Genomic DNA, 18,065 nt, shown 5'->3' with positions numbered 1-18,065 from the left:
CGGCCAATCGGTTGCCGGTCGCGCTCATCGACCACGATCACGTCGATGACCGTGTGGTCAATCTGTACTTGCTCCAGCGGTGCTGTCACGGCAGGAGGTTCGCCGCCAGCACCTTGCAGGCCGCGGGACGCATCCTGGCCTTCCCGCCGGCGAGTGACCTTGCGCGGATCGAGGCCGGCGATCCTCAATGCCACGGTGTTGCGCGCCGGCACCCGCAGCTTTTGCGTTTTGCAAGTCTGCGCGACCTCGCGGTGGAACGCTGCCAGAGTCCGTTTCTGCTTGGTCAGGAACCGCTTTTGCAGCAACTCGCGGATGATGCGCTCGACCGGCTCCGGCAAGCGCCCCTTGCCTTTGCCACCGCCGGATTGGCCGGGGACCAGGTCCGTCACGAGGCCGCTGCCTTGCCGGGCTCGCCGGATCAGAACGTACACCTGCCGCCGAGACAAGCCCAACGCCTGAGCAGCCATATCGGCCGCTTCGTGCCCGACCGTCTCCGACTGCGCCAACGGGCCGATGATCTCCGCACGACGGCGCGCACGCTCCCAAGCCTTATCAGGCAGAGTGGCCACGCCTTGCTCGGGAATCCGTGGGGTGTCGGTCGTCATGCTCACCTCGCTTTGGTGCACACGAGTATTGAGCATAGTCGAGATTGGTGCAGATCACTTCTGATATTGGACTGTCAGGAGCTGGCTGCACAACAGCCGCTACACTCAATCAACTGGTGCAGTCGTCTTCTGAAAATGACAGATGCAGGGCGTGTCGCAAAACTTAGGATTTATGCGACGTAAAGGCAAGTCGTAACAACGATTGCGCGCACTACAATGTTAGTGCATAGTCAATACGGCGTTATTAATAGGATGCGGGATGGAACAGCAAACAAACTTCACCTGCCGCGTCGATGCTGACCTGAAACAAGCCTTTCTGAGAGCGGCCAAGGCAAACGACCGGCCGGCCTCGGTACTGATTCGGGATTTCATGCGCGAGTACGTCCAGCAGTCAACACAAGGCCGACAAGCCAGCCTGTCCTTCGACCGAAGGGCTACCGACCAGAAGGGGGCAGCGTGTTGAGCGAAATGAAACGCGAAAGCGTGACGAAGGCAAGTTAAAAAGCGGCTGACCAACCGGGGGCAACCGGCCGGTCGGCCTAACCACAACCAGCCTATCAAGGAGGCATAGCGATGGCTACGAACACTTTACATGGCGAACGAACAAGATCCAGATCTGGACAACGGCGAAGAAGAACAGGAAGCCGAGGCGAACGGCGTTGAAATCGTTGAAGACGTTTCGCTACGTCCTGGCCCCAATGCTGACGCCCCGGCCGATGTTGAACGGTACATCAGCGCCGAAGTGCGGGCGCTTTACGACGTGTACAGCTACCGGCACGCGGCCGCGATCCTGGCTAATTCCTTTCCGATCGAGCTGGCCGAGATCGAGGCGGCTTTACTCGCCTTCCGCATCACCAAGCGGGACATTGGAACGCCAGGCGGGAACGAATCGGATATGCCGAAGAAGTTTTCCCGCACCTTGCGGCCGGCGGGCTGGGTCGAGTCTCGGATTCAAGGGGATTTGCTGGTGAGGATGCAGGAGTACGACGAACTGTTCCTGCCCAGCGGGAAGGTCAAGAAAGTGAAGCGGTCGGAAAGCACGCCGCGCATGATCGAAAACTTCATTGACGGCCACAAGATCGACTACGTAAAGGGCCGGGTGGCCTTCGATCTGGAATGGAACTCGAAGGATCAAACCTTTGACCGGGATCTGTACGCCCTGCGGGCCTTCCATGAATGCGGGCTGATTAGCGCCGGCGTCATGGTCACGCGCAGCGAGAAGCTAAACCCGGTCTTTGACGTGGTGCCGCAACTGAACAAGGCGGGCGAGGAAGTCGGCAAGACCGTAAGAGCGAAATACGGTGCCAGCACGACATGGATGGGCAAGCTCCTGTACCGGCTCAACGCCGGCCGACACGGCGGCTGTCCTGTCCTGGTGTTCGGCATCACACCAAAACTTATTGAGGACTGGAACCCATGACCAAGAACAAGGCCGACACGGCATCAGACGCAGGGCGGGATCTGCTGGCCCGGCATGGTGGCCGGCACTTTCATACCATCCTGGCCGATCCGCCGTGGCAGTTCCAGAACCGCACCGGCAAGATGGCCCCGGAGCACAAGCGCCTGTCCCGCTACGGCACGATGACGCTGGACGACATCATGGCGCTGCCGGTCGAGCAACTGACGGCCGACACGGCGCACCTGTATTTGTGGGTGCCCAATGCCCTGCTGCCGGAAGGTATCAAGGTGCTGGAAGCCTGGGGCTTCTCATACAAAAGCAATATCGTCTGGCACAAGGTACGCAAGGACGGCGGGCCGGATGGGCGCGGCGTTGGCTTTTACTTCCGCAACGTCACCGAGCTGGTGCTGTTCGGTGTCCGTGGCAAGAACGCCCGGACGCTTGCACCAGGTCGGCGGCAAGTTAATTTCCTGGCGACTCAGAAGCGCGAACACTCGCGCAAACCGGATGAGTTCTACGACATTGTGGAATCGTGCAGCCCTGGCCCGTTCCTGGAACTGTTTGCGCGCGGGCCGCGCGAAAACTGGTCGGTATGGGGCAACCAGTCCGATGACTACTATCCGAGCTGGCCGACATACTCCAATCATTCGCAATCCGAAAGGGCCAGTAGTAGCGTCCCGATCTTGGCACACGCTGTTGACTAACGCGAATATGAGCAACGAAACCGTCACCATCAGCGCGGCCGTTCCCGCGAACGTGAAGGCCGAAGCGGCCGCCGTCGCGGCAGCGCACGGCATGAGCCTGGCCGCGCTGCTGCGCGAGCTGCTGGCCCGCGTAGCCGCCCGTGACGCCGAAACGCTGGCCTGGCTCGATGAGGCCCGCCGATGAGCGACCCGAAGAACCTGGAAACCTGGCTGCATGAGAAGGCCGGCCCGGCCCATGACGCCCTGAAAGCCGACCCGGCCCGCGCCGTCTCGGCCGACAGGGTGCGCTACACGCTCGATGAGCTGCTGGCCGAGGCCGAAGCCTCCGGCCAGTACCCATTGCCGCCCGAGCAACGCGAATGGGTGGATGCGCCTGCCGTTGGCCGCGAGTGGCCGGCCTGTGAAGCCCTGGAAGCTGACCAGGTGCGCGCACGCCTGCATGACGACGCGATGGCCGAAGCCTTTCGCAAAGACCCGGCCTATGCGGTGGAACTGCTGAACAGCATCCTTGAGGATGGCGACCAGGACGAATTGCTGATCGCGCGCCGCCAGATAACGGAAGCGTTTAGTGAAAGGGTCGCCGACATTGCCCTGGCTATCGCACTGGCCCGCCGCGTCGATGCGGGCCTAGACCCGCTGACGCCCTTCGACCCGGCCGAACATCTGACCACGGCCGAGGCCGTGGCCGCGCTCCTTGCCGACGCCGAAGCCACCGGCGATGCGGCTTACATCGAGCACGCGCACCAGGTCGCAGCACGTGCGCGAACCATGCACGGCCTGGAAGGGTAGGGATGGCCAACATCGCCAGTTCCGACGATGACGGCCGCCGCGGTGGATCTCATCGCCATTCCTGACGATGCAGGCCCGGACGTGAAAAGGGCGGCCAACTGGCCGCCCTTGTCGTTCCTGGTTGTGCCTTACCTGGTGGCGTTGAAGTCGGCCATCTTCAACTGCGCAAGGGCCGATTCCGCCTGTAGCTTGTCCAGCGCGGCCGCCTCGCGGGCGCGGGCTGCTGCAAGCGACACCGCCAGCAGCTCGCGGCGCTCGGCCGTCATGCCGCCGGGTTCGCGTAGCTCGGCCTCGATGCTGTCCATCGTGTTCTGCGTCCGGCTTGCCGTGGCCTGGTAGGCGTCATAGGCGGCCTGCACCGGGGCCATGATCGAAAAGCGGGCGGCGTCGGCAGGCTGGCCGGCGTGGGCGGCCGAAGCCATCAGCAGGGCGGCCACGGCCGCCAGCGGGAAGGAAGTGCGTTTCATAGCTTTTGCTCCAAAGGTTGAGGATTCATCGAGACGCCGGCGGCGTCCGGTATCGACCTGGGCGCAGCGCCCGGCCTTCGGGTTCTATGCAGGGCTTACCGCACGGCGCGGCGCTCGATCTCGGCCGCAACTGCCTGGGCGCGGTCTATCGGCACGGTCTGCGTGTAGATGCCATAGCCATAGCTCACCAGTGAAACGGCTTCGCCCCTGGTGTTCACGACAACGCCGCCCGAGTTGCCGCCGATGATTGAAGCCGTCACCAGCATGAAGTCATCGGGGGAAAGCATCGCGGCATCGCGGCCATACCACGCGACGATGCCCACGCCCACGGCGAAGCCGTAGCCGCCTGGCGAACCGATCGCCATCACGTCCTGCCCCTGACGGGGCATGACGCCAGCAACCGGAATCGGGGGCAGGGGGTCGCCCTCGATCTCGATCAGCGCCACGTCGCGGGAAATGTCCGCGCCGATCACGCGGGCCTCGCGCCACTCGCCGGCGGCGGTGCGCACGCGCAATGCTTCCTGGCCTTCGACGCAATGGGCCACGGTCAGCACCTTGTTTCCTTCGACGGCCACGCCGCCGCAGATGATGCGCTGCCGCCGCTTGGCATCCTCTTTCGGCCAATCCCGATGCCAGGCGCGAACGTGGGTGAGGGCGGCCGTGGCCGCGTTCTGTTGAACGCCAGGGATGCGCCAGGCGTGATTGCTCTCGCCGGTACCATAGGGCTTCTCGATACCCGCCAGGGCGACAACGGACGGCATGGCGCGCTCGGCCAGCTCGGGCCAGTCCGGCGCGACAGGCGGCCGGGTGTCGGGGGGTAGGGTGCCGCGCCGCACGCTGGCCGCGCTTATCGCGTTCTCGGCGATGGCGGTCTGCTCGCGCTGGAAGTCCTCGATGCGCTCCCGCGTGTTGCGCAGGGTGTTGGCATTCGCGGCTGTGGTCGCCACGGTGTAGCCCGCCAGGGTCAATGCGGTGCCGGCGGCGATATAGGTTGCAAGGGCGGCACGCCGCCAGGCTTTAGCGCGGCTCATGCTGTGCGCCCTCCTGGTCGATCAGGCCCAAGCGTTCCAGGCGCGTGCCTACGCGGTCGCCCTCATGCAGCAGCTCGACGTGCTGCCAGTAGGAAAAGACCAACACGCCGCCGGCCAAGATGAGCGCGGCCAGCGATACGCCGAAGGTGATGCAATATTTCGATATGCCGGACGCTGCCCGGCCGGTAACATCGGAAGTAGCCATGATTTCACCTCTATGTCAGGTGGGTTGTGGTCAGGTGTCCAGGTCGGTTGCCGCCTTCCTGGGCACCGCTTTTAGCGGCTGAAACTGCGGGACTGCTCCCGATCTTTCGCCGCCTTCTCCTTGAACCGTTCTGCGATCTCCCGCGCCCTGGCTTGCTTCACCTGGTCGCCGTTCTCGTTGTCCCGGTTCAATTCCTTTGCCAGCGCCTTTGCCTGCTGGCCGTTGATCTCGTTCAGCTCGACTTTCTGGCTTGCGTCCAGCTCGACGCCCTGGCCCGACTGCTCGGCTTCGATAGCCTGGGATTGCTGCGCGGCCGCCCGGCCGTGGCGTTCCAGGCGCTCAAGGTCTTTCGCCTCGCGGCGCTCCTGGGCCTGTTCGATCTGCTTGGCGTAGCCCTTGGCAAGTTCTTCGTTCGTCGGTTCGGTGCTGCTCATCGTCGTTCCTCCTGGCGTAAAACATAAAATATCATTTACTCATTGCATCATATCACAATGAGCGAATGAGTAAAAACATTTTTTCTCATCTGCTGAAACCATCGCGGCCGCGTTCCTGCTCACGCTGCCGCTGTCGGCTGCGCGTGATCTCCTGCGGGTTGCGTGCATACCTGTCGGCAAGCTCGCGCTGCATCTTGTCCAGCTCGACGGCCTGGCGCTCCTTCGGCATTGCGTTGAACCTCTCGATGCGCCCGCGCAGCTCGTCCGGCAGCTCGCGCCAGGCGCTCGGGTTGCGGTCGGAGTAGCCCGCAAAGCCTGCCTGCCGCTTCACCGCCAGCGCCCGGAACTGGCTGACTTCCATCTTGGCGTGCGCCTCGGCCCGCTTGCGGTCTTGTTCGCTGACCTGGGCGGCCGCCGGGCGCTCCGGCTCGGCCTTGGCCTGGGACGGCTGCGCCAGGCCCGCAAAGGCCCGCTGCTGGCCTTCCTGCATGATGGCCGCCGAATGGTGCCGGGGGTCTTTCCCGGCCGCGTGGAACTCCTGGGCGACGGCAAGCTGTGCCTTCGCCACGTCCAGGGCCAGGCCGCCGCCTGCCGCCTCGGCACGCTCGACACCGGCGCGGAATCCGGCCAGCGGGTCGGGTGCCGGGCGTTCGGCCTGGGGCCGCTGCTGCGGCGCTGCCTGCTCGCCGCGTTCCTCGCTGACCTGCTGCCGGAACTTCGCCGCGATCTCGGCCGCCCGGCGCTTCTTCTCGTCCTCTGGCGTGCGCTCGATCTGCTGCGGCCGCTGCACGGTCGGCGTGCCGGCAATGTCGGTCGCGGGCATGAGGTCGGGGCGGCCGTGGCGTTCCAGGTTGCGGCGCAGGCCGTCGCGCATCTTCCCGGCCAGCTCGGCCACCTTCGCCCGGCCGCGTTCCAGCCAACGGCGCATGACGCTCTCGCCGTCGAAGCCGCGCCGGTCGGCAAAGTCCAAAGTGCTTTCCTTCGGACGCTCACGGCCTAGCACCTGGGCCAGCTTGCCGGCGGCCAGCTCGGCCGCGCCGCGAACGTGCCAGGTGTTGCGCTCGGCCGTGGTGCCGTCTGGCAGGCGGACGGTTTCAGAGCCGCCATGTTCCAGGCCGATACGGTCGCCTCGCTTCGCGCCGCTGGCCGCAATGGCGCGTTCAAGATCGACGCCCCAAATGGTGTGCCGTTCGCCCTTGTCGTTTTCCAGAGTGGCAAAGTAGCTGGCTCGGTTCTCCGGCTTGTTCTCGTAGGGCGCTGCGCCATGATCGACCAGGCGGCCGGCGCGGCGGTCGGTGAAGTCGTCGGCTCCTGCAAACAAGGTCGCCGCCTCGCGGTGCCGAGTCATGCCGACATAGGCAAGGCTTCTATCCATGCCGGGGGTCGCCAGCAGGTAGGCCCTATCGACCGTGACGCCCTGGGCCTTGTGGATGGTGACGGCGTAACCATGATCGACGGCGGCATATTGCGCGGCCTGGAACCGGCGGGCTTCGCCGCTGTCCAGGCGCACGGCCAGGCTTCCATCTTCCGAATGCTCGACGGTGCCAAGAGTGCCGTTCTTCACGCCAAGGTCGCGGTCGTTTTTCAGGAACACGATGCGGTCGCCTGGGGCAAACTCCCGGCCGCCGCGCTCGGTCATAAAGCGGGCCGTGCTGCGCAGCTCGCCGCGTTCTTTGCGGGCCTGGCGCACGGCTTCATTGAGCGCCTGCACGTCCTTATTGCTGTGCGCAAGGATGATCTGGCTACCCTTGCCCTGGTCGCCGACATAAGCGGCCGCCAGGCTGTCGCGGGCGGCGTCCCGGCTGTCGTGGATTTTGACGTGGCCGCGCTCGGCATAGGCCGCCAAGCCATCGGCAACGGAACCGCGCGCAAGCTCCTGGCCGGCGGCACGCGCCCATGCCTCTTTCTGGCGTCGAACCTCGGTGATTTCTGCCGCGCCGACATGCTGCACCACGCCACGGAAAGCCGCGCCCGCCTCGATGGCGGCAAGCTGCTTGTCGTCGCCCAGCAGGACGACTTTTGCCCCGGCCTGCTCGGCGGCTTTCAGCACGCGGCCAAGCTGGCGACTGCCGATCATGCCCGCTTCGTCGATCACCAGAACATCGCGGGAAGTGAGTTTGTCCTTTCCGTTTTTCCAAGCAAATTCAAGGGATGCAAGCGTGCGGCTGTCGATGCCGCTGCCCGCCTGCAATTCGTCGGCCGCCTTGCCCGCCAGGGCCGCGCCGCGCACGTTGAAGCCCTGCGCTTGCCATGCCTCGCGTGCAACCTTCATCGAGAACGATTTGCCTGTGCCGGCGTCGCCGATGACCACGGCCAGGCTGCCCGGCTTGAGAACGTGCCGGACGGCGTTTTGCTGCTCTGCCGATAGGGTGCCTGCGCCGTCAATTGCCGCGTTCGTGATGGGGCTAGAAACGCCATGCCTGCCGGTTCTCGCCAGGCGCTCGGCACTGTCCACCATGCCGCGCTCGGTGTCGATCATTTCGCGGGTGGAGAACTTCGCCGGGTCGCGCCCGCTGGCCGGTTCCAGCTCGACCAGAAGCGGCGATTGTTCCAGCCTGGCAAGCAAGCCTTGGAACTGGTCGGCATCGTCAATGTAGCGGTTCAGCTCTGCGGCAATATCGCGGCGCGTGAATACCGCTTGCGTCGCCGTGAGCTTGTCTAGGATGATCTCCGGCCGCTCGACAATCTGCCGCGCCTGCTCCTGCCGGTCGGCGTTGTGAATGTCGATGCGGTCGGCTTCCAGGCCGCGCCTATCCATCGCCACGGCATCGCTGCCGATGTGCTTGGTTGGCGTGAGTTCCACGCCCTGATCTGCATAGCTACGATGATCTACGCGGGCGCTGATTCCAGCCCGCTCTAGCGCCTCGTTTGTTAGCTCGGCCCACTGTTGGCGAATCTCGATGATGTCGCCCTGGCTTGTGCCAGGAATGCCAGCCTTCTGCCTGTCTTTGTTCGCCAGCTCAATGACGGCCTTCGCGCCTAGCGTTCCATCCACGCCAATGGTTCGCGTGGTCGCCAGCATATGAACGTGAAAATTCCGGTCGTCGCCCTCCTTGTCTGGCGCGTGAATGCACACATCCACGGCCACGCCGTAGCGGTCGGCAATGGCCTGCCCCATCTGCGTTGCCAGCTCTTTACGGTCGGCTTCGTTCAGCTCATGCGGCAGGGCCGCCCGCCACTCTCTGGCCACTCGCGCATCTTTTCGTTTCTCGGCGGCCTCGGCGGCATTCCATAGGGCGGCGCGTTCGGGAACCGGCACACCTGCGGGCGTGACGATCTCGGACGACAACACGCCGCCTTTTCGGGTGAAGTCGAACACTTCGCCGGTGCGCTCATCTACCAGCGACGACGCGGAACGATAGGCGGCAGCGGCCACGGCACTATGCCCGGCCGCCCGTCCTATCGTGTGCGTGTTCAAGTGGTAGATCGCCATTTTTCCCTTGGCGTTTTAGCCGCTAAAAAAGGGGTGCCGGGGTGTCCCCGGCCGCATGAGGGTTGCGCAGCAACCCGTAAGTGCGCATTTCGCTTTCGCTCCATGACTATACCAGCGCCGCGCCTTCCCCGCCAGCCTTGCCGGTGGTAAGATCGTGTGCGCATAACCCACAATCTCGAAAGGAGCTATGACGATGGCACGCAAGACGTTATCCGAACGCAAGGCCGACAAGCTGGCCGAACTGAACCGCATCAAGGCAGAACTGGCCGAACTGGAAAGCAAAGCCGCTGAGCGCATCGGCAAGATTGCCCTCTCCGCTGGCCTCGGCGATCTCGACATTGAAGACGCCGAACTGCGGAAGGAGTTTGAGGCTATCGCCTCGAAATTTCGCAAAAGCGAAGGCAAGCAAGCTACCCCGATGGCGGCAACGCCTAGCGCAGATTGAGCGCGATTTAGGACGCCTTCGGATGAACGCCAGGAGAGAAGATGCCCGCCGGAAAATCCAGCTCGGTGGCTTGGTCATCAAGTCCGGCATGGCGGGCTATCCGGCTTCCGTGATTTTGGGCGCTTTAACCCTCGCAGCCGGTGCGCTCAACGGGCCAAATGCTGACGCCACAAAAGCACGCTTTGAGGCGGCAGGCGATAAGGCTTTTTCCGATGATGGAGAGGACGGCGGCAACCGTTCCTAGCCGTCAATTCAACCTGACATAGAGGTGAAGCATGATGGACGTTAGAGAATTTTTGGCGAGATTGTGGGCCGCTGTCGTAGCGGTATTTTTTGGAGCGTTCGTGCTGTCGTTGGCGAACACGGCGCACGCCCGCGTTTTCCCTGAATGCAACCCAGCGGCAGAGGCCGCGAAGTTCTACGGCGCGGAAGATGCGGATGCCTGGGTGAAGCGCGTTTGTGATGCGCAAGAGGCGGCATTCCAGAAGTGGGAAAACAGCCTGCAAGCCCTGGATGTTGGGCAGCAGGATTTGGCGATGGCGACGAATGCCGGGAACTGGCAAGCCTACCGCGACAAGTGGGCCGAATTGCTGCCAGTGTTGAAAGAGCTGGAAGCCGCTGCACTGGCGAACCGGAACGCGCCAGGCGCGGCAAACATCCTTAGCTTGTATCGCAATGACCTGGGCTTGTTCTTGCAGAATGCGGGCCTTTCCTCGGCCGGTAGCTTGGACGATTTCAGCGCCCGGATTCTGGCGGGCCTGGACGGCGAACGGCCAGCGGCGGCGGCAACGGCCGGCGTCAATGTCGTGCAGCAGTCCGTGACGCGAGGCGTTGAGTTCGGCAAGGGCGTTGGCACGGCAGAAGCCGATAAGGTTCTGGCCGAATATCGCGGCCAGCAAGATCAGCGGCGGCAAGAGTATCAAGAGCGCGAAAAAGGCTCGACGGTCAGTGGCTATTTTGGTGGTTTTGGGCAGCGCATCAAATCCGTTTCCGGCGCGTGGTTGTTCTATCTTGTTGCTGCGTGCTTTATCGGTGCCTGGCTCGCGCACAAGCGCCGACAAAACCCGGTGACGGTCGGCACGGCAGTTGGTCTAGCTTTCCTCATTCCGTCATTTGCTGCGGCCTTGTTGTTCGTGTTTGTGCCGTTCATTCCAGGCTGGTTCATCGCTGCCGCCACGGTCGCCGGAACGGTAGCAACCTACATTTATGCGGGCCGGGTGTTCGGCTGGCTCGCGGGCCTGGTCGGCGCGGAGTCTCCGACAGGAAAGCGGCTGCGTATCCTCGGCGGGACAATCGAAAACCTGCGCGGCCAGGTGCAGCCCTCCGGGCCGGTCACGGCTGCCGGTGCGGCGGTCGCTGCGGTCGATAACAGCAGCACGCATCCGCTCGGTTCGCATGGCTCGGCACGGTGGGGAACGGTCGATGAAATCCGCCAGGGCGGCCACCTTGTCGCGCCCGGCAAGCCGGGCGGCTTCGCCCTGGGCCGGGTGTCCGATGCGCCCGCCGGTCTCGATCAGCGTTTCCGCTTTACCGGCCATGTTGTGACGGTCGCCCCTACCGGCTCCGGTAAGGGCATTGGCGCGGTGATTCCGAACCTCTTGGACTATCCCGGCTCGGCCCTTGTGCTGGACGTGAAGGGCGAAAACGCGGCCGTGACGGCACGTGCCCGCCGGGCGCTCGGCCAGGCTGTCCATGTTGTAGATCCTTTCGCCGTCAATGGCGACGGCGGCGCGGCATTCAACGTGCTGGACAGGCTCGACGTGTGGAACCCGGATTGCGTGAGTGAATCGGCCGTGCTGGCGGATTGCCTGGTGATCGGCAGCGAGAAAGCGGAATCGTCCTCCAAGTTCTTCGAGGACTCGGCAAAGAACCTGCTGCAAGGCTTGATGCTGCACGTTGTCGGCCTGCCTGAACCGGAGCGCCGGAACCTGGGCGAGCTGCGCCGGCTGCTGACGGCTGGGGAAGCGGAATTTTTCGACACCCTGGGCATGATGGCCGCCGATGAAGAGGCCGCCTTCGGCATCCCGTCCAGGGCGGCCAATACCATCATGGGCATGGCCGACAAGGCGCGGGGGGATGTGATCTCGACGGCCCGCACCAATACCGCCTTCCTGGACGATCCGCGCATCGTGGCCGCGCTGTCGCGCTCCGACTTCGACCTGTCGGCCATCAAGCAGGACTTGATGACGGTCTATCTCGTCATGCCAGCCAATCGCATCGGGCCTAATGCCCGCTTCCTGCGCCTGTTCATCAGCTCGGTAATTGCGGCCATCACGTCCAGCAACGTGCAGCCCGCGCACCGTGTCGCCTTCCTGCTCGATGAGTTCGGCCAGCTCGGCTACATGAAACAGATTGAGGATGCCGTTTCACTGCTGCGCGGCTACGGCCTGGCCTTCTGGGTGTTCATTCAAGACCTGTCGCAGCTCAAGGGCACCTATCCGAAGTGGCAAACCTTCCTGGCGAATAGCGCCAAGTCGTTCTTTGGCACGGACGATTACGACACGGCCAAATACATCAGCGACAGCCTGGGCAAAGCCACGATTGAGTTTGAGACGGAAAACACCGGCAAGAACAGCGGTAGCGGCCTATCGGGCGGCGGCGGCTCGATGAACCGGGGCAAGAGCACCGGCACCAGCCAGCAATTCACCGGCCGCGAGCTGCTGACGCCGGATGAGGTCATGCGCCTGGGGCCGGAGCATCCGATTGTCCTGGTGCGCGGCGAACGGCCCTACTTGCTCGACCGGCTGAACTACCTGGCCGATGCCGAATATGCCGGGCGGTTCGATGCGAACCCCTACCATAGCTAAGGGGTGACGTATGGCGGGCATCATCGCGGCGGTTCTCGGCGTCATCGCCCTGGCGTGGTTCCTGCGCCGACTGTTCCCTGCCCTGTTCGCTGCGGTGTTCGTCCTGGCCGCGCCGGCGTGGCTGGTCGGCGGCCTGCTGCTCGATCTGCTGCGGCGGCCGCTGGCCTTCCTGCGGCCGCTCGGCCTCGGCCTGGCCCGCCTGGTCGGCTTCGTCCTGGTGCTGCCGCTGCTGCCCTTCATCTTCGCCTGGTCGTTCTTCGCGGAGCTGTGGCGGCAGTTCCGGCCGAAGGTCAGCCCGGCACCGGCCGGGGTCAAGCCGCCCACGCCGATGCAGGCGGCCGCCAGGCGCACGGCGGACGTGATCGACCTGGCCGCGTTTCGCCAGCGGCACAAAAAAGAGTAAAGGCGCTTTTGATTTTTTACTCTTTTGAGTAAATGATTTTAGCGGCTAAAGTCGGCCGCCCCTCAAGTGTCAATATAGGGCCGGAAAACGCGCAAGCGTTCCCGGCCTTTTCTTCGTCTGTTCCCTGCCCGTTCGCGCTGCGGCGGCTGATCTTGACACTTAAGGGGCCGATCACTCGCCGCTGCCGGGCTTCTTCCTTGTCGGCTTCACCTCGGCCGCCGGCGGCGTGATGCGGGCCAGCAGCGCAGCCGATTGTTCCTTGAGCGTGTCGAGCTGCCCGGCCAGGCGGGCGGCTTCCTCGCGGGCCTGTGCGGCCGCCTTCGTGGCCTGGTCGCGTTCGGTCTGGGCGGCGGTGAGGCGTTCGGCCATGCGGTGCGCCTCGGCGGCCGCCTGCTTGCGCTGTTCCTGCTGCGCTTCCTGGTCGGCCTGGGCCTTGGCCTGCACCTTCGCCAGCTCGCCGCGCACCTGGTCGAGTTGAGCGGCGGCGGCCTGGCTGGCCTTCTGCTGTTCGGCCAGCGCCCCGCGTGCCTGGTCGGCGTCCTGGTGCGCCCTGTCCAGTTCCGTGCGCAGCTCGCCGGCGCGGCGCTCGATCTCCTGGGCGCGGGCCTCGGCCGTGTGCGCCTGTTCCTGGGCGGCGGCCAGTTGGCCGCGCAGCTCGTCGGCTTCGCCGCGTGCGGCCGCTTCGGCGGCCTCGATGGACGCCAGGCGGGATTGCAGGTCATCGACCTGGGCGGCCAGGCGGTCGGCAAGCTCGGTCGCCTCGGCCCTGTCGGCTTCCAGCTCGGCGCGGGCCTTTTCCAACCCTTCCCGCTCAACGGCAAGCCGGGCGTTCGCCAGGTCGAGGGCGATTGTCCATAGGTCGCTGCCCAGCTCGGCTAGGCGGTCGGCGACGGCCTGGGGCGCAGGCTCGCGCAGGGGCGCGGCGGCGGTGGCCTGGCGGGCCTTCCACTCGTTCAGGGCCGGGGAAATGGTTGTGTAGCTCCCGCCGGTGATCTGGCGGATGGCCTCAAGCGTGGGCTTCTGGCCGCCGGCGGCCAGCTCGTCGGCGGCGGAAAAAATCTGCTCTTTCGTGACTGCCATAGCGGTTGCTCCTGTATGAAATGTAGCGTTGTAGTAGGTTGTATGATACTACTACATACTACAATTTACAAGCCCTACGGCGAAATACTACGCGCCGGGCCAGGGCCAGCCCGGCCGGGAGCGCGTCGGGGTCGAAATTTGGCCCTGTGCGGGCCGTGGCGGCGTTTTCCGGGGTCGGCGGCCCTATCCCCTACCCTCGCCCGGTTTCGGGCTTCCTGGGCGCTCCTGCGCGGCTTGGGTGTGGTTTCGGGCCTTCCTCGTCGGAAATGGCGATGCTGGCCAGCTCGGCCGCTTGGCTGCTGGCCCTTTTTCTTGGCGTTCAACCTGCGGCCTTCCAACTCGCGCAGGCGGTTGAGGTTGGGCACGGCCTCCGCAAGCTGCTTTTCCCTGCTAAACCGCTTTTTGCGGCCTTTCAGCGCGCACGGTGCTGGATGAGGGCGCAGGCGGTGGAGTTGGCACCGGCGCGGCGTGCCGCGCCCTGGTAAGCCGCCTGGCCGTAGGCCAGCACGATTGCCGGAGGGGGAGCCGGCGAAGCCGGGGGAACCCCGCAGGGGTGCCCCGCCGAAGGCGCAGGCCGACGCCGTAGGCGGCGGGGCGGAGCGCGAAGCGCGGAGGGTAGGCGCGCCCGTAGGGCGTTGTGGTGGTTCAGCCTATCGCTGTCGGTCAAGTTTTCCACCGATTTGGCCCGCCAATTACCAGTAAAAATTTATAGGAAAAACTTTAAAGGCAAACCTTACAGGTTTAGGGGGGGGGCGATGTCCGACGCAAAGGGGGGGCGATTTCACGTGGATAAGCCTCCCAAGGGGGGGGCGATTTCACGAAACTAGGGGGGGCGATTTCACGTGGATAAGTGCGGCTATCCACAAGGTTTGTCCCCAGTTCTGGCGGTCAAGTCGGGGCATGTGCCTGGTGTCGCTTGAAACGACGCGGCCGCCTCGATCTCGGGCGGCCGTCGCGGCGCATCAGGGGGGGGCGATTTCACGAAGTTTAGCTAAACCGTGGGGCCGCCTTTGTAGGGGATGGGCGGTGGCGAGCCGATCAGCAACACGCCGCCGGTGACGGGCTTCACCTTCGCCTGCGGATAGACGGCCAGCACCTTCTTGAGCGCCGGCAAAAATTCCTTCTTGAAGTCCTTGTCCGGGTCTTTTCCTCGGTATTCCTGGGCGAACTGCTCGCGCAGCGCCTTCCAGTGCAACGTCACGCCTCGGCCGTCGATGCGGTGTAGCCTGTGGGCCAGCCACGCATACACATCCAGAGCTAGCGCGGAGCCTTTCAGGGCGTGCAGGGCGCGATTGTCCAGCGGCACGGCGCTTTCAATCAGCGAACCGTAATAATCCTCTGACAGCACCATGACGCCAGGCCATAGGGCGCGCTGCTGCGTGTCCTTGTTCGACACCCAGGCGTCGAACTGCTGCACCGGCTGGCCGTTGTAGGTGCGGCCCTTGAACCCGAGTTGCAGGCGAGCGGCTGCAAGGGCGTGCATTTGCTTCCGTAGCGTCGTGTAGCGGCGGCCGTCGCTCTCCATCCCCATCAGTCGCAAGAACTCGGCGGCGCTGTCGCCGATAGGAATCTCCCGCTCCTTGTTGCGCACGGCGAAGGTGGAAACCCAGGCCAAGCCAAGCCGGGGCATGACGCCATAGGGGATAGGTTGCAGCACTGGCCCCTGCCCCTCGTCCAGGTAGCCAGCCTGGACATTGACCCAGGCCGCGCCAGACTGCCGCATGAACTCGCGGCCTTCGACTTTCGCGCGGGGCAAACCGACTTGGCACAACACCGCATGAGTGAAAGCCATGTCCTCGCCCGCCGGCGGGGTCGTGGCAATCTCCGCGCCGGCCCCGATCAGTTTCTGGTCGGCCTCGGTCAAGATGAGGCCGACCGGCGTAATCTTCCGGGTTTGGCGCTTCGGCGGCGGCAAGGCCGCCTTGGCCTGCGCCTGGGCCAGCAGGTCGCCCATGATCTCGCCGATCTGCTGCGCGCCCTGCCCTTCTCTCTGCTTCTTGGTCATGGTGCCCGCCTTTTAGCCGCTAAAATTCAAATGAGTAAATATGCTTTTGAGCGTCAATCCGGCAGACTGGCGACATACTCGGACAGCACATCTTTGATGCTCTTGCCCTGCTTCGTGGCGTAGATTTTCAGCTTCGCGTGCTGTTCGGCGGGTAGCTCGAAATTGACGCGCTTCATGCCGCCGGCGTCGTCGGCCAGGCTGGCAAGGGTCGCGGCCCGCGCCTTGTCGGTGCGTGCGCTCGGGCGGCCGGCGGTGAGTGCGGTTGTGGGCTTGCTCATTTTTTCATTTCCTCAAAAGCTCAATTGAGTTTCTGCTTGATCTCGGCGGCCAGGGCGCGAACCTCGGCCGCTGCATCGCCGTCCGGCTCGGTTTCAAGAACGGTCGTGCCAGCGGCGGCGGTGCCGGGATAGCTCACGCGCTGCGTGATGCGGGCATCAAGAATGGGCAGCGCGTAGCCGGCCAGCGCGTCGGCAACCTCGCCGCCAATGCGGGTGCCCTTGATCGCCCTGGACACCACGAAAGCCGCTTGCAGCTTCCCGTCCGTGACTTCGATGCGCTGCTTGACCAGCTCCACCAGGTCGGCCGTGGCCCAAATGTCATAGGGCGATGGCTGCACCGGAATCAGCACGAAGTCGGCCGCCTTGATGGCCGACACGGCCAGGTCGGCCGCCTGGGGCGCTCCGTCGATCACGACGAAATCCACTTTGCGGGCCACGTTCTTCACGTCCCGGTCAATGGTTGGTCGGTCGATGCCGACCACGGTTAGCGGTTGATCTTCCCGCACGGCAGCCCAATCGCGGGCGCTGCCCTGGGGGTCGGAATCGACAAGCAACACGTCCGCGCCGTCGAGTTGCAGGGCGCGGGCTAGGTGCGTGGCGATGGTGGTCTTTCCTGAACCGCCCTTCTGGTTCAGCACGGCAATGACTTTCATGCGCTCTCCTGGTGGTCATGCAAATGATAATTTACTCATTGCATCATAGCACGACACGCGAATGAGTAAAAGCATTTTTCATCATTTGCCCATGCCTTCCCATAGCGCCCGATAAGCCGCCTCGTCGGCGGTCGGTTCGCGGTCGATCTGTTCCAGCAGCCAGGCCACGCCGGCGGCGGCCGCTTCGTCGTGGTCGAGATAGCGGCCATCGAGCGCGCCATACATGCCGCCCTGCCTGGTCGTCACTTCCCACGCCTGGCCGTCATGGGTTCGGCACACGGCATAGACAAAGTAATCGCCCTTGGCGTCCATCTCGTCGTGCGCGGCTTGCAGCTCCGGCCGGAGCGGGGGCAGGGGATAGTGTCCGTTTCTCATGCCTTCATGCCCTCCTGGTCGGCGGCCGCCAGCGCATCGGCCTCGGTCAAGGCGTCCTCTACAAACGCGCCGCGCCGGCGGGCCTCGGCCCGGCTGGTTTCCTGGCCGCGCAGCGCCCGGTAAAGGGTTGCCCGATGCACGCCCAGCAGCTCGGCCGTTTCGGCCGCCGTGCGGCCAGCGCCCAGCAGCTCGCGGGCATGTTCGACCTGGCCGGGGGTGAGGGTAGGGCGGCGGCCGAACTGCACGCCTCGCGCCTTGGCCGCCTCGCGGCCGTTCCTGGTGCGGTCGATGATTAGGGAACGCTCGAACTCGGCGATGCCGGCAAACACGGTCAGCACCATGCGCCCGGCCGGGGTGGTGGTGTCGGCCCACGGTTCGGCCAGCGAGCGCAGGCCCGCGCCTTTCGCCTGCAACTGCTCGGCAATGTCCAGCAGGTCGCGGGTGCTACGGGCCAGCCTGTCCAGCCGCGTGACCGTCACCACGTCGCCGGCGCGTAGGTGGTCAAGCATCCGGCCTAGCTCCGGCCGCTTGGCATGGGTGCCGGTGATCTTCTCGGCAAAGATGCGCGTGCAGCCGGCGGCGTGCAGCTCTGCGCGTTGGTTCGTCAAATCCTGGTCGTCGGTCGATACCCTGGCGTAACCGATCATCGGCTTGTCTTTCATGGCGCGCCCTTCGTTGCAAATATCGTCGCAAATAATAAACTATTTGCGACCGACTTTTGCAACATGATGACGCCAGGAAAAAAGGGGGATGCTGTCGTTTTCAGAAGACGGCTGCACTGAACGTCAGAAGCCGACTGCACTATAGCAGCGGAGGGGTTGGATCCATCAGGCAACGACGGGCTGCTGCCGGCCATGAGCCGCCCTTCGCGACGGTCCGCTATGGGAGTTCACATCGCCCAGAAGACGTTCGCCGGCCAAACGACGCGGCTAGGTTGCCCCCGTGCAATCCC

The 18,065-nt window shown here is 64.5% G+C and carries 19 protein-coding genes and 2 pseudogenes; 9 read left to right on the top strand and 12 right to left on the bottom strand.

Annotated features, from left to right (window positions below; translation table 11 throughout):
* Nucleotides 1–605: pseudogene (locus tag RN02_RS10495) on the bottom strand (helix-turn-helix domain-containing protein); the annotation flags it as partial.
* Nucleotides 606–864: 259 nt separating this feature from the next.
* Between RN02_RS10495 and RN02_RS10490 the strand changes: the two are divergent.
* The 5 genes from RN02_RS10490 to RN02_RS34235 all read left to right on the top strand — a co-directional run bounded on the left by RN02_RS10490 (nucleotide 865) and on the right by RN02_RS34235 (nucleotide 3,497).
* The gene (locus RN02_RS10490; protein ID WP_043314392.1) at nucleotides 865–1,068 is read left to right on the top strand and encodes a hypothetical protein; all 204 of its coding nucleotides are present in this window, start codon (nucleotides 865–867) and stop codon (nucleotides 1,066–1,068) included.
* 129 nt (nucleotides 1,069–1,197) lie between these two features.
* Nucleotides 1,198–2,025, top strand: a complete 828-nt coding sequence (locus RN02_RS10485) for a BglII/BstYI family type II restriction endonuclease (RefSeq protein ID WP_043314391.1) — start codon at nucleotides 1,198–1,200, stop codon at nucleotides 2,023–2,025.
* Nucleotides 2,022–2,708, top strand: coding sequence for an MT-A70 family methyltransferase (locus RN02_RS10480; protein WP_043314390.1), 687 nt, complete (start codon nucleotides 2,022–2,024; stop codon nucleotides 2,706–2,708). Before RN02_RS10485 ends, RN02_RS10480 begins: the two co-directional genes overlap by 4 nt.
* Nucleotides 2,709–2,715: 7 nt before the next feature.
* The gene (locus RN02_RS33895; protein ID WP_177331050.1) at nucleotides 2,716–2,892 is read left to right on the top strand and encodes a hypothetical protein; all 177 of its coding nucleotides are present in this window, start codon (nucleotides 2,716–2,718) and stop codon (nucleotides 2,890–2,892) included.
* Nucleotides 2,889–3,497, top strand: a complete 609-nt coding sequence (locus tag RN02_RS34235) for a hypothetical protein (protein ID WP_236695174.1) — start codon at nucleotides 2,889–2,891, stop codon at nucleotides 3,495–3,497. The genes RN02_RS33895 and RN02_RS34235 overlap by 4 nt, the downstream gene beginning before the upstream one ends.
* 128 nt (nucleotides 3,498–3,625) lie before the next feature.
* Here RN02_RS34235 and RN02_RS10465 read toward each other — a convergent pair whose 3' ends face one another.
* The 5 genes from RN02_RS10465 to traA form a co-directional block, all read right to left on the bottom strand.
* Entirely contained in the window at nucleotides 3,626–3,964 is a 339-nt protein-coding gene (locus RN02_RS10465) for a hypothetical protein (RefSeq protein WP_043314389.1), read from the bottom strand.
* Nucleotides 3,965–4,059: 95 nt separating this feature from the next.
* Entirely contained in the window at nucleotides 4,060–4,995 is a 936-nt protein-coding gene (locus RN02_RS10460) for a S1C family serine protease (protein WP_043314388.1), read from the bottom strand.
* Nucleotides 4,982–5,200 (bottom strand): hypothetical protein, encoded by a 219-nt coding sequence (locus RN02_RS10455; RefSeq protein WP_043314387.1) that lies wholly within the window; start codon nucleotides 5,198–5,200, stop codon nucleotides 4,982–4,984. The genes RN02_RS10460 and RN02_RS10455 overlap by 14 nt, the downstream gene beginning before the upstream one ends.
* A 71-nt stretch (nucleotides 5,201–5,271) precedes the next feature.
* On the bottom strand, nucleotides 5,272–5,634 hold the full coding sequence (locus RN02_RS10450; RefSeq protein ID WP_043314386.1) for a hypothetical protein: 363 nt from the start codon (nucleotides 5,632–5,634) through the stop codon (nucleotides 5,272–5,274).
* An 85-nt stretch (nucleotides 5,635–5,719) separates the two neighbouring features.
* A complete protein-coding gene (traA, locus tag RN02_RS10445; protein WP_043314385.1) occupies nucleotides 5,720–9,067 on the bottom strand; it encodes a Ti-type conjugative transfer relaxase TraA in 3,348 nt (1,115 codons plus the stop codon).
* A 193-nt stretch (nucleotides 9,068–9,260) separates the two neighbouring features.
* On the opposite strand from traA, the gene RN02_RS10440 reads away from it, so the two are divergent.
* From RN02_RS10440 to RN02_RS10430, 4 genes are read left to right on the top strand one after another with little or no spacing between them, the layout of a single operon-like run.
* The gene (locus RN02_RS10440) at nucleotides 9,261–9,512 is read left to right on the top strand and encodes a TraC family protein (RefSeq protein WP_043314384.1); all 252 of its coding nucleotides are present in this window, start codon (nucleotides 9,261–9,263) and stop codon (nucleotides 9,510–9,512) included.
* A gap of 22 nt (nucleotides 9,513–9,534) precedes the next feature.
* Entirely contained in the window at nucleotides 9,535–9,756 is a 222-nt protein-coding gene (locus RN02_RS32230) for a conjugal transfer protein TraD (protein ID WP_082033761.1), read from the top strand.
* A 31-nt stretch (nucleotides 9,757–9,787) separates the two neighbouring features.
* Nucleotides 9,788–12,319 carry a type IV secretory system conjugative DNA transfer family protein gene (locus RN02_RS10435; RefSeq protein WP_082033760.1) on the top strand — a complete coding sequence of 844 codons (2,532 nt, stop codon included), beginning with the start codon at nucleotides 9,788–9,790 and terminating at the stop codon, nucleotides 12,317–12,319.
* A 10-nt stretch (nucleotides 12,320–12,329) separates the two neighbouring features.
* Nucleotides 12,330–12,722, top strand: a complete 393-nt coding sequence (locus RN02_RS10430) for a hypothetical protein (RefSeq protein ID WP_043314383.1) — start codon at nucleotides 12,330–12,332, stop codon at nucleotides 12,720–12,722.
* A gap of 171 nt (nucleotides 12,723–12,893) precedes the next feature.
* Here RN02_RS10430 and RN02_RS10425 read toward each other — a convergent pair whose 3' ends face one another.
* The 6 genes and pseudogenes from RN02_RS10425 to RN02_RS10395 form a co-directional block, all read right to left on the bottom strand.
* Entirely contained in the window at nucleotides 12,894–13,802 is a 909-nt protein-coding gene (locus RN02_RS10425) for a DNA-binding protein (RefSeq protein ID WP_043314381.1), read from the bottom strand.
* A gap of 991 nt (nucleotides 13,803–14,793) precedes the next feature.
* Entirely contained in the window at nucleotides 14,794–15,807 is a 1,014-nt protein-coding gene (locus RN02_RS10415) for a replication protein RepA (protein WP_082033759.1), read from the bottom strand.
* Between the two features lie 53 nt (nucleotides 15,808–15,860).
* The gene (locus RN02_RS10410) at nucleotides 15,861–16,085 is read right to left on the bottom strand and encodes a plasmid partition protein ParG (RefSeq protein ID WP_003159117.1); all 225 of its coding nucleotides are present in this window, start codon (nucleotides 16,083–16,085) and stop codon (nucleotides 15,861–15,863) included.
* Nucleotides 16,086–16,105: 20 nt separating this feature from the next.
* Complete coding sequence (gene parA / locus RN02_RS10405) at nucleotides 16,106–16,738, bottom strand: ParA family partition ATPase (RefSeq protein WP_003159116.1); 633 nt, start codon at nucleotides 16,736–16,738, stop codon at nucleotides 16,106–16,108.
* An 81-nt stretch (nucleotides 16,739–16,819) separates the two neighbouring features.
* Complete coding sequence (locus RN02_RS10400; protein ID WP_177331049.1) at nucleotides 16,820–17,113, bottom strand: hypothetical protein; 294 nt, start codon at nucleotides 17,111–17,113, stop codon at nucleotides 16,820–16,822.
* A 110-nt stretch (nucleotides 17,114–17,223) separates the two neighbouring features.
* Nucleotides 17,224–17,760: pseudogene (locus RN02_RS10395) on the bottom strand (recombinase family protein); the annotation flags it as partial.
* Nucleotides 17,761–18,065 lie beyond the last annotated feature (305 nt).

Origin of the sequence: Pseudomonas sp. PI1 (assembly GCF_000812405.1) — a bacterium.
GTDB classification, from domain to species: Bacteria; Pseudomonadota; Gammaproteobacteria; order Pseudomonadales; family Pseudomonadaceae; genus Pseudomonas; species Pseudomonas citronellolis.
Note: the sequence above shows the minus strand (reverse complement) of the source record. Positions and strands in the feature narration are given on the sequence as shown.

Coding starts and splice junctions, on each gene's coding strand:
- RN02_RS10415 (WP_082033759.1), bottom strand. CDS start 15,807: ATGACCAAGAAGCAGAGAGAAGGGCAGGGCGCGCAGCAGATCGGCGAG.
- RN02_RS10435 (WP_082033760.1), top strand. CDS start 9,788: ATGATGGACGTTAGAGAATTTTTGGCGAGATTGTGGGCCGCTGTCGTA.
- RN02_RS10465 (WP_043314389.1), bottom strand. CDS start 3,964: ATGAAACGCACTTCCTTCCCGCTGGCGGCCGTGGCCGCCCTGCTGATG.
- parA (WP_003159116.1), bottom strand. CDS start 16,738: ATGAAAGTCATTGCCGTGCTGAACCAGAAGGGCGGTTCAGGAAAGACC.
- RN02_RS10400 (WP_177331049.1), bottom strand. CDS start 17,113: ATGAGAAACGGACACTATCCCCTGCCCCCGCTCCGGCCGGAGCTGCAA.
- RN02_RS10460 (WP_043314388.1), bottom strand. CDS start 4,995: ATGAGCCGCGCTAAAGCCTGGCGGCGTGCCGCCCTTGCAACCTATATC.
- traA (WP_043314385.1), bottom strand. CDS start 9,067: ATGGCGATCTACCACTTGAACACGCACACGATAGGACGGGCGGCCGGG.
- RN02_RS34235 (WP_236695174.1), top strand. CDS start 2,889: ATGAGCGACCCGAAGAACCTGGAAACCTGGCTGCATGAGAAGGCCGGC.
- RN02_RS10450 (WP_043314386.1), bottom strand. CDS start 5,634: ATGAGCAGCACCGAACCGACGAACGAAGAACTTGCCAAGGGCTACGCC.
- RN02_RS10410 (WP_003159117.1), bottom strand. CDS start 16,085: ATGAGCAAGCCCACAACCGCACTCACCGCCGGCCGCCCGAGCGCACGC.
- RN02_RS33895 (WP_177331050.1), top strand. CDS start 2,716: ATGAGCAACGAAACCGTCACCATCAGCGCGGCCGTTCCCGCGAACGTG.
- RN02_RS10430 (WP_043314383.1), top strand. CDS start 12,330: ATGGCGGGCATCATCGCGGCGGTTCTCGGCGTCATCGCCCTGGCGTGG.
- RN02_RS10425 (WP_043314381.1), bottom strand. CDS start 13,802: ATGGCAGTCACGAAAGAGCAGATTTTTTCCGCCGCCGACGAGCTGGCC.
- RN02_RS10485 (WP_043314391.1), top strand. CDS start 1,198: ATGGCGAACGAACAAGATCCAGATCTGGACAACGGCGAAGAAGAACAG.
- RN02_RS10440 (WP_043314384.1), top strand. CDS start 9,261: ATGGCACGCAAGACGTTATCCGAACGCAAGGCCGACAAGCTGGCCGAA.
- RN02_RS32230 (WP_082033761.1), top strand. CDS start 9,535: ATGAACGCCAGGAGAGAAGATGCCCGCCGGAAAATCCAGCTCGGTGGC.
- RN02_RS10480 (WP_043314390.1), top strand. CDS start 2,022: ATGACCAAGAACAAGGCCGACACGGCATCAGACGCAGGGCGGGATCTG.
- RN02_RS10455 (WP_043314387.1), bottom strand. CDS start 5,200: ATGGCTACTTCCGATGTTACCGGCCGGGCAGCGTCCGGCATATCGAAA.
- RN02_RS10490 (WP_043314392.1), top strand. CDS start 865: ATGGAACAGCAAACAAACTTCACCTGCCGCGTCGATGCTGACCTGAAA.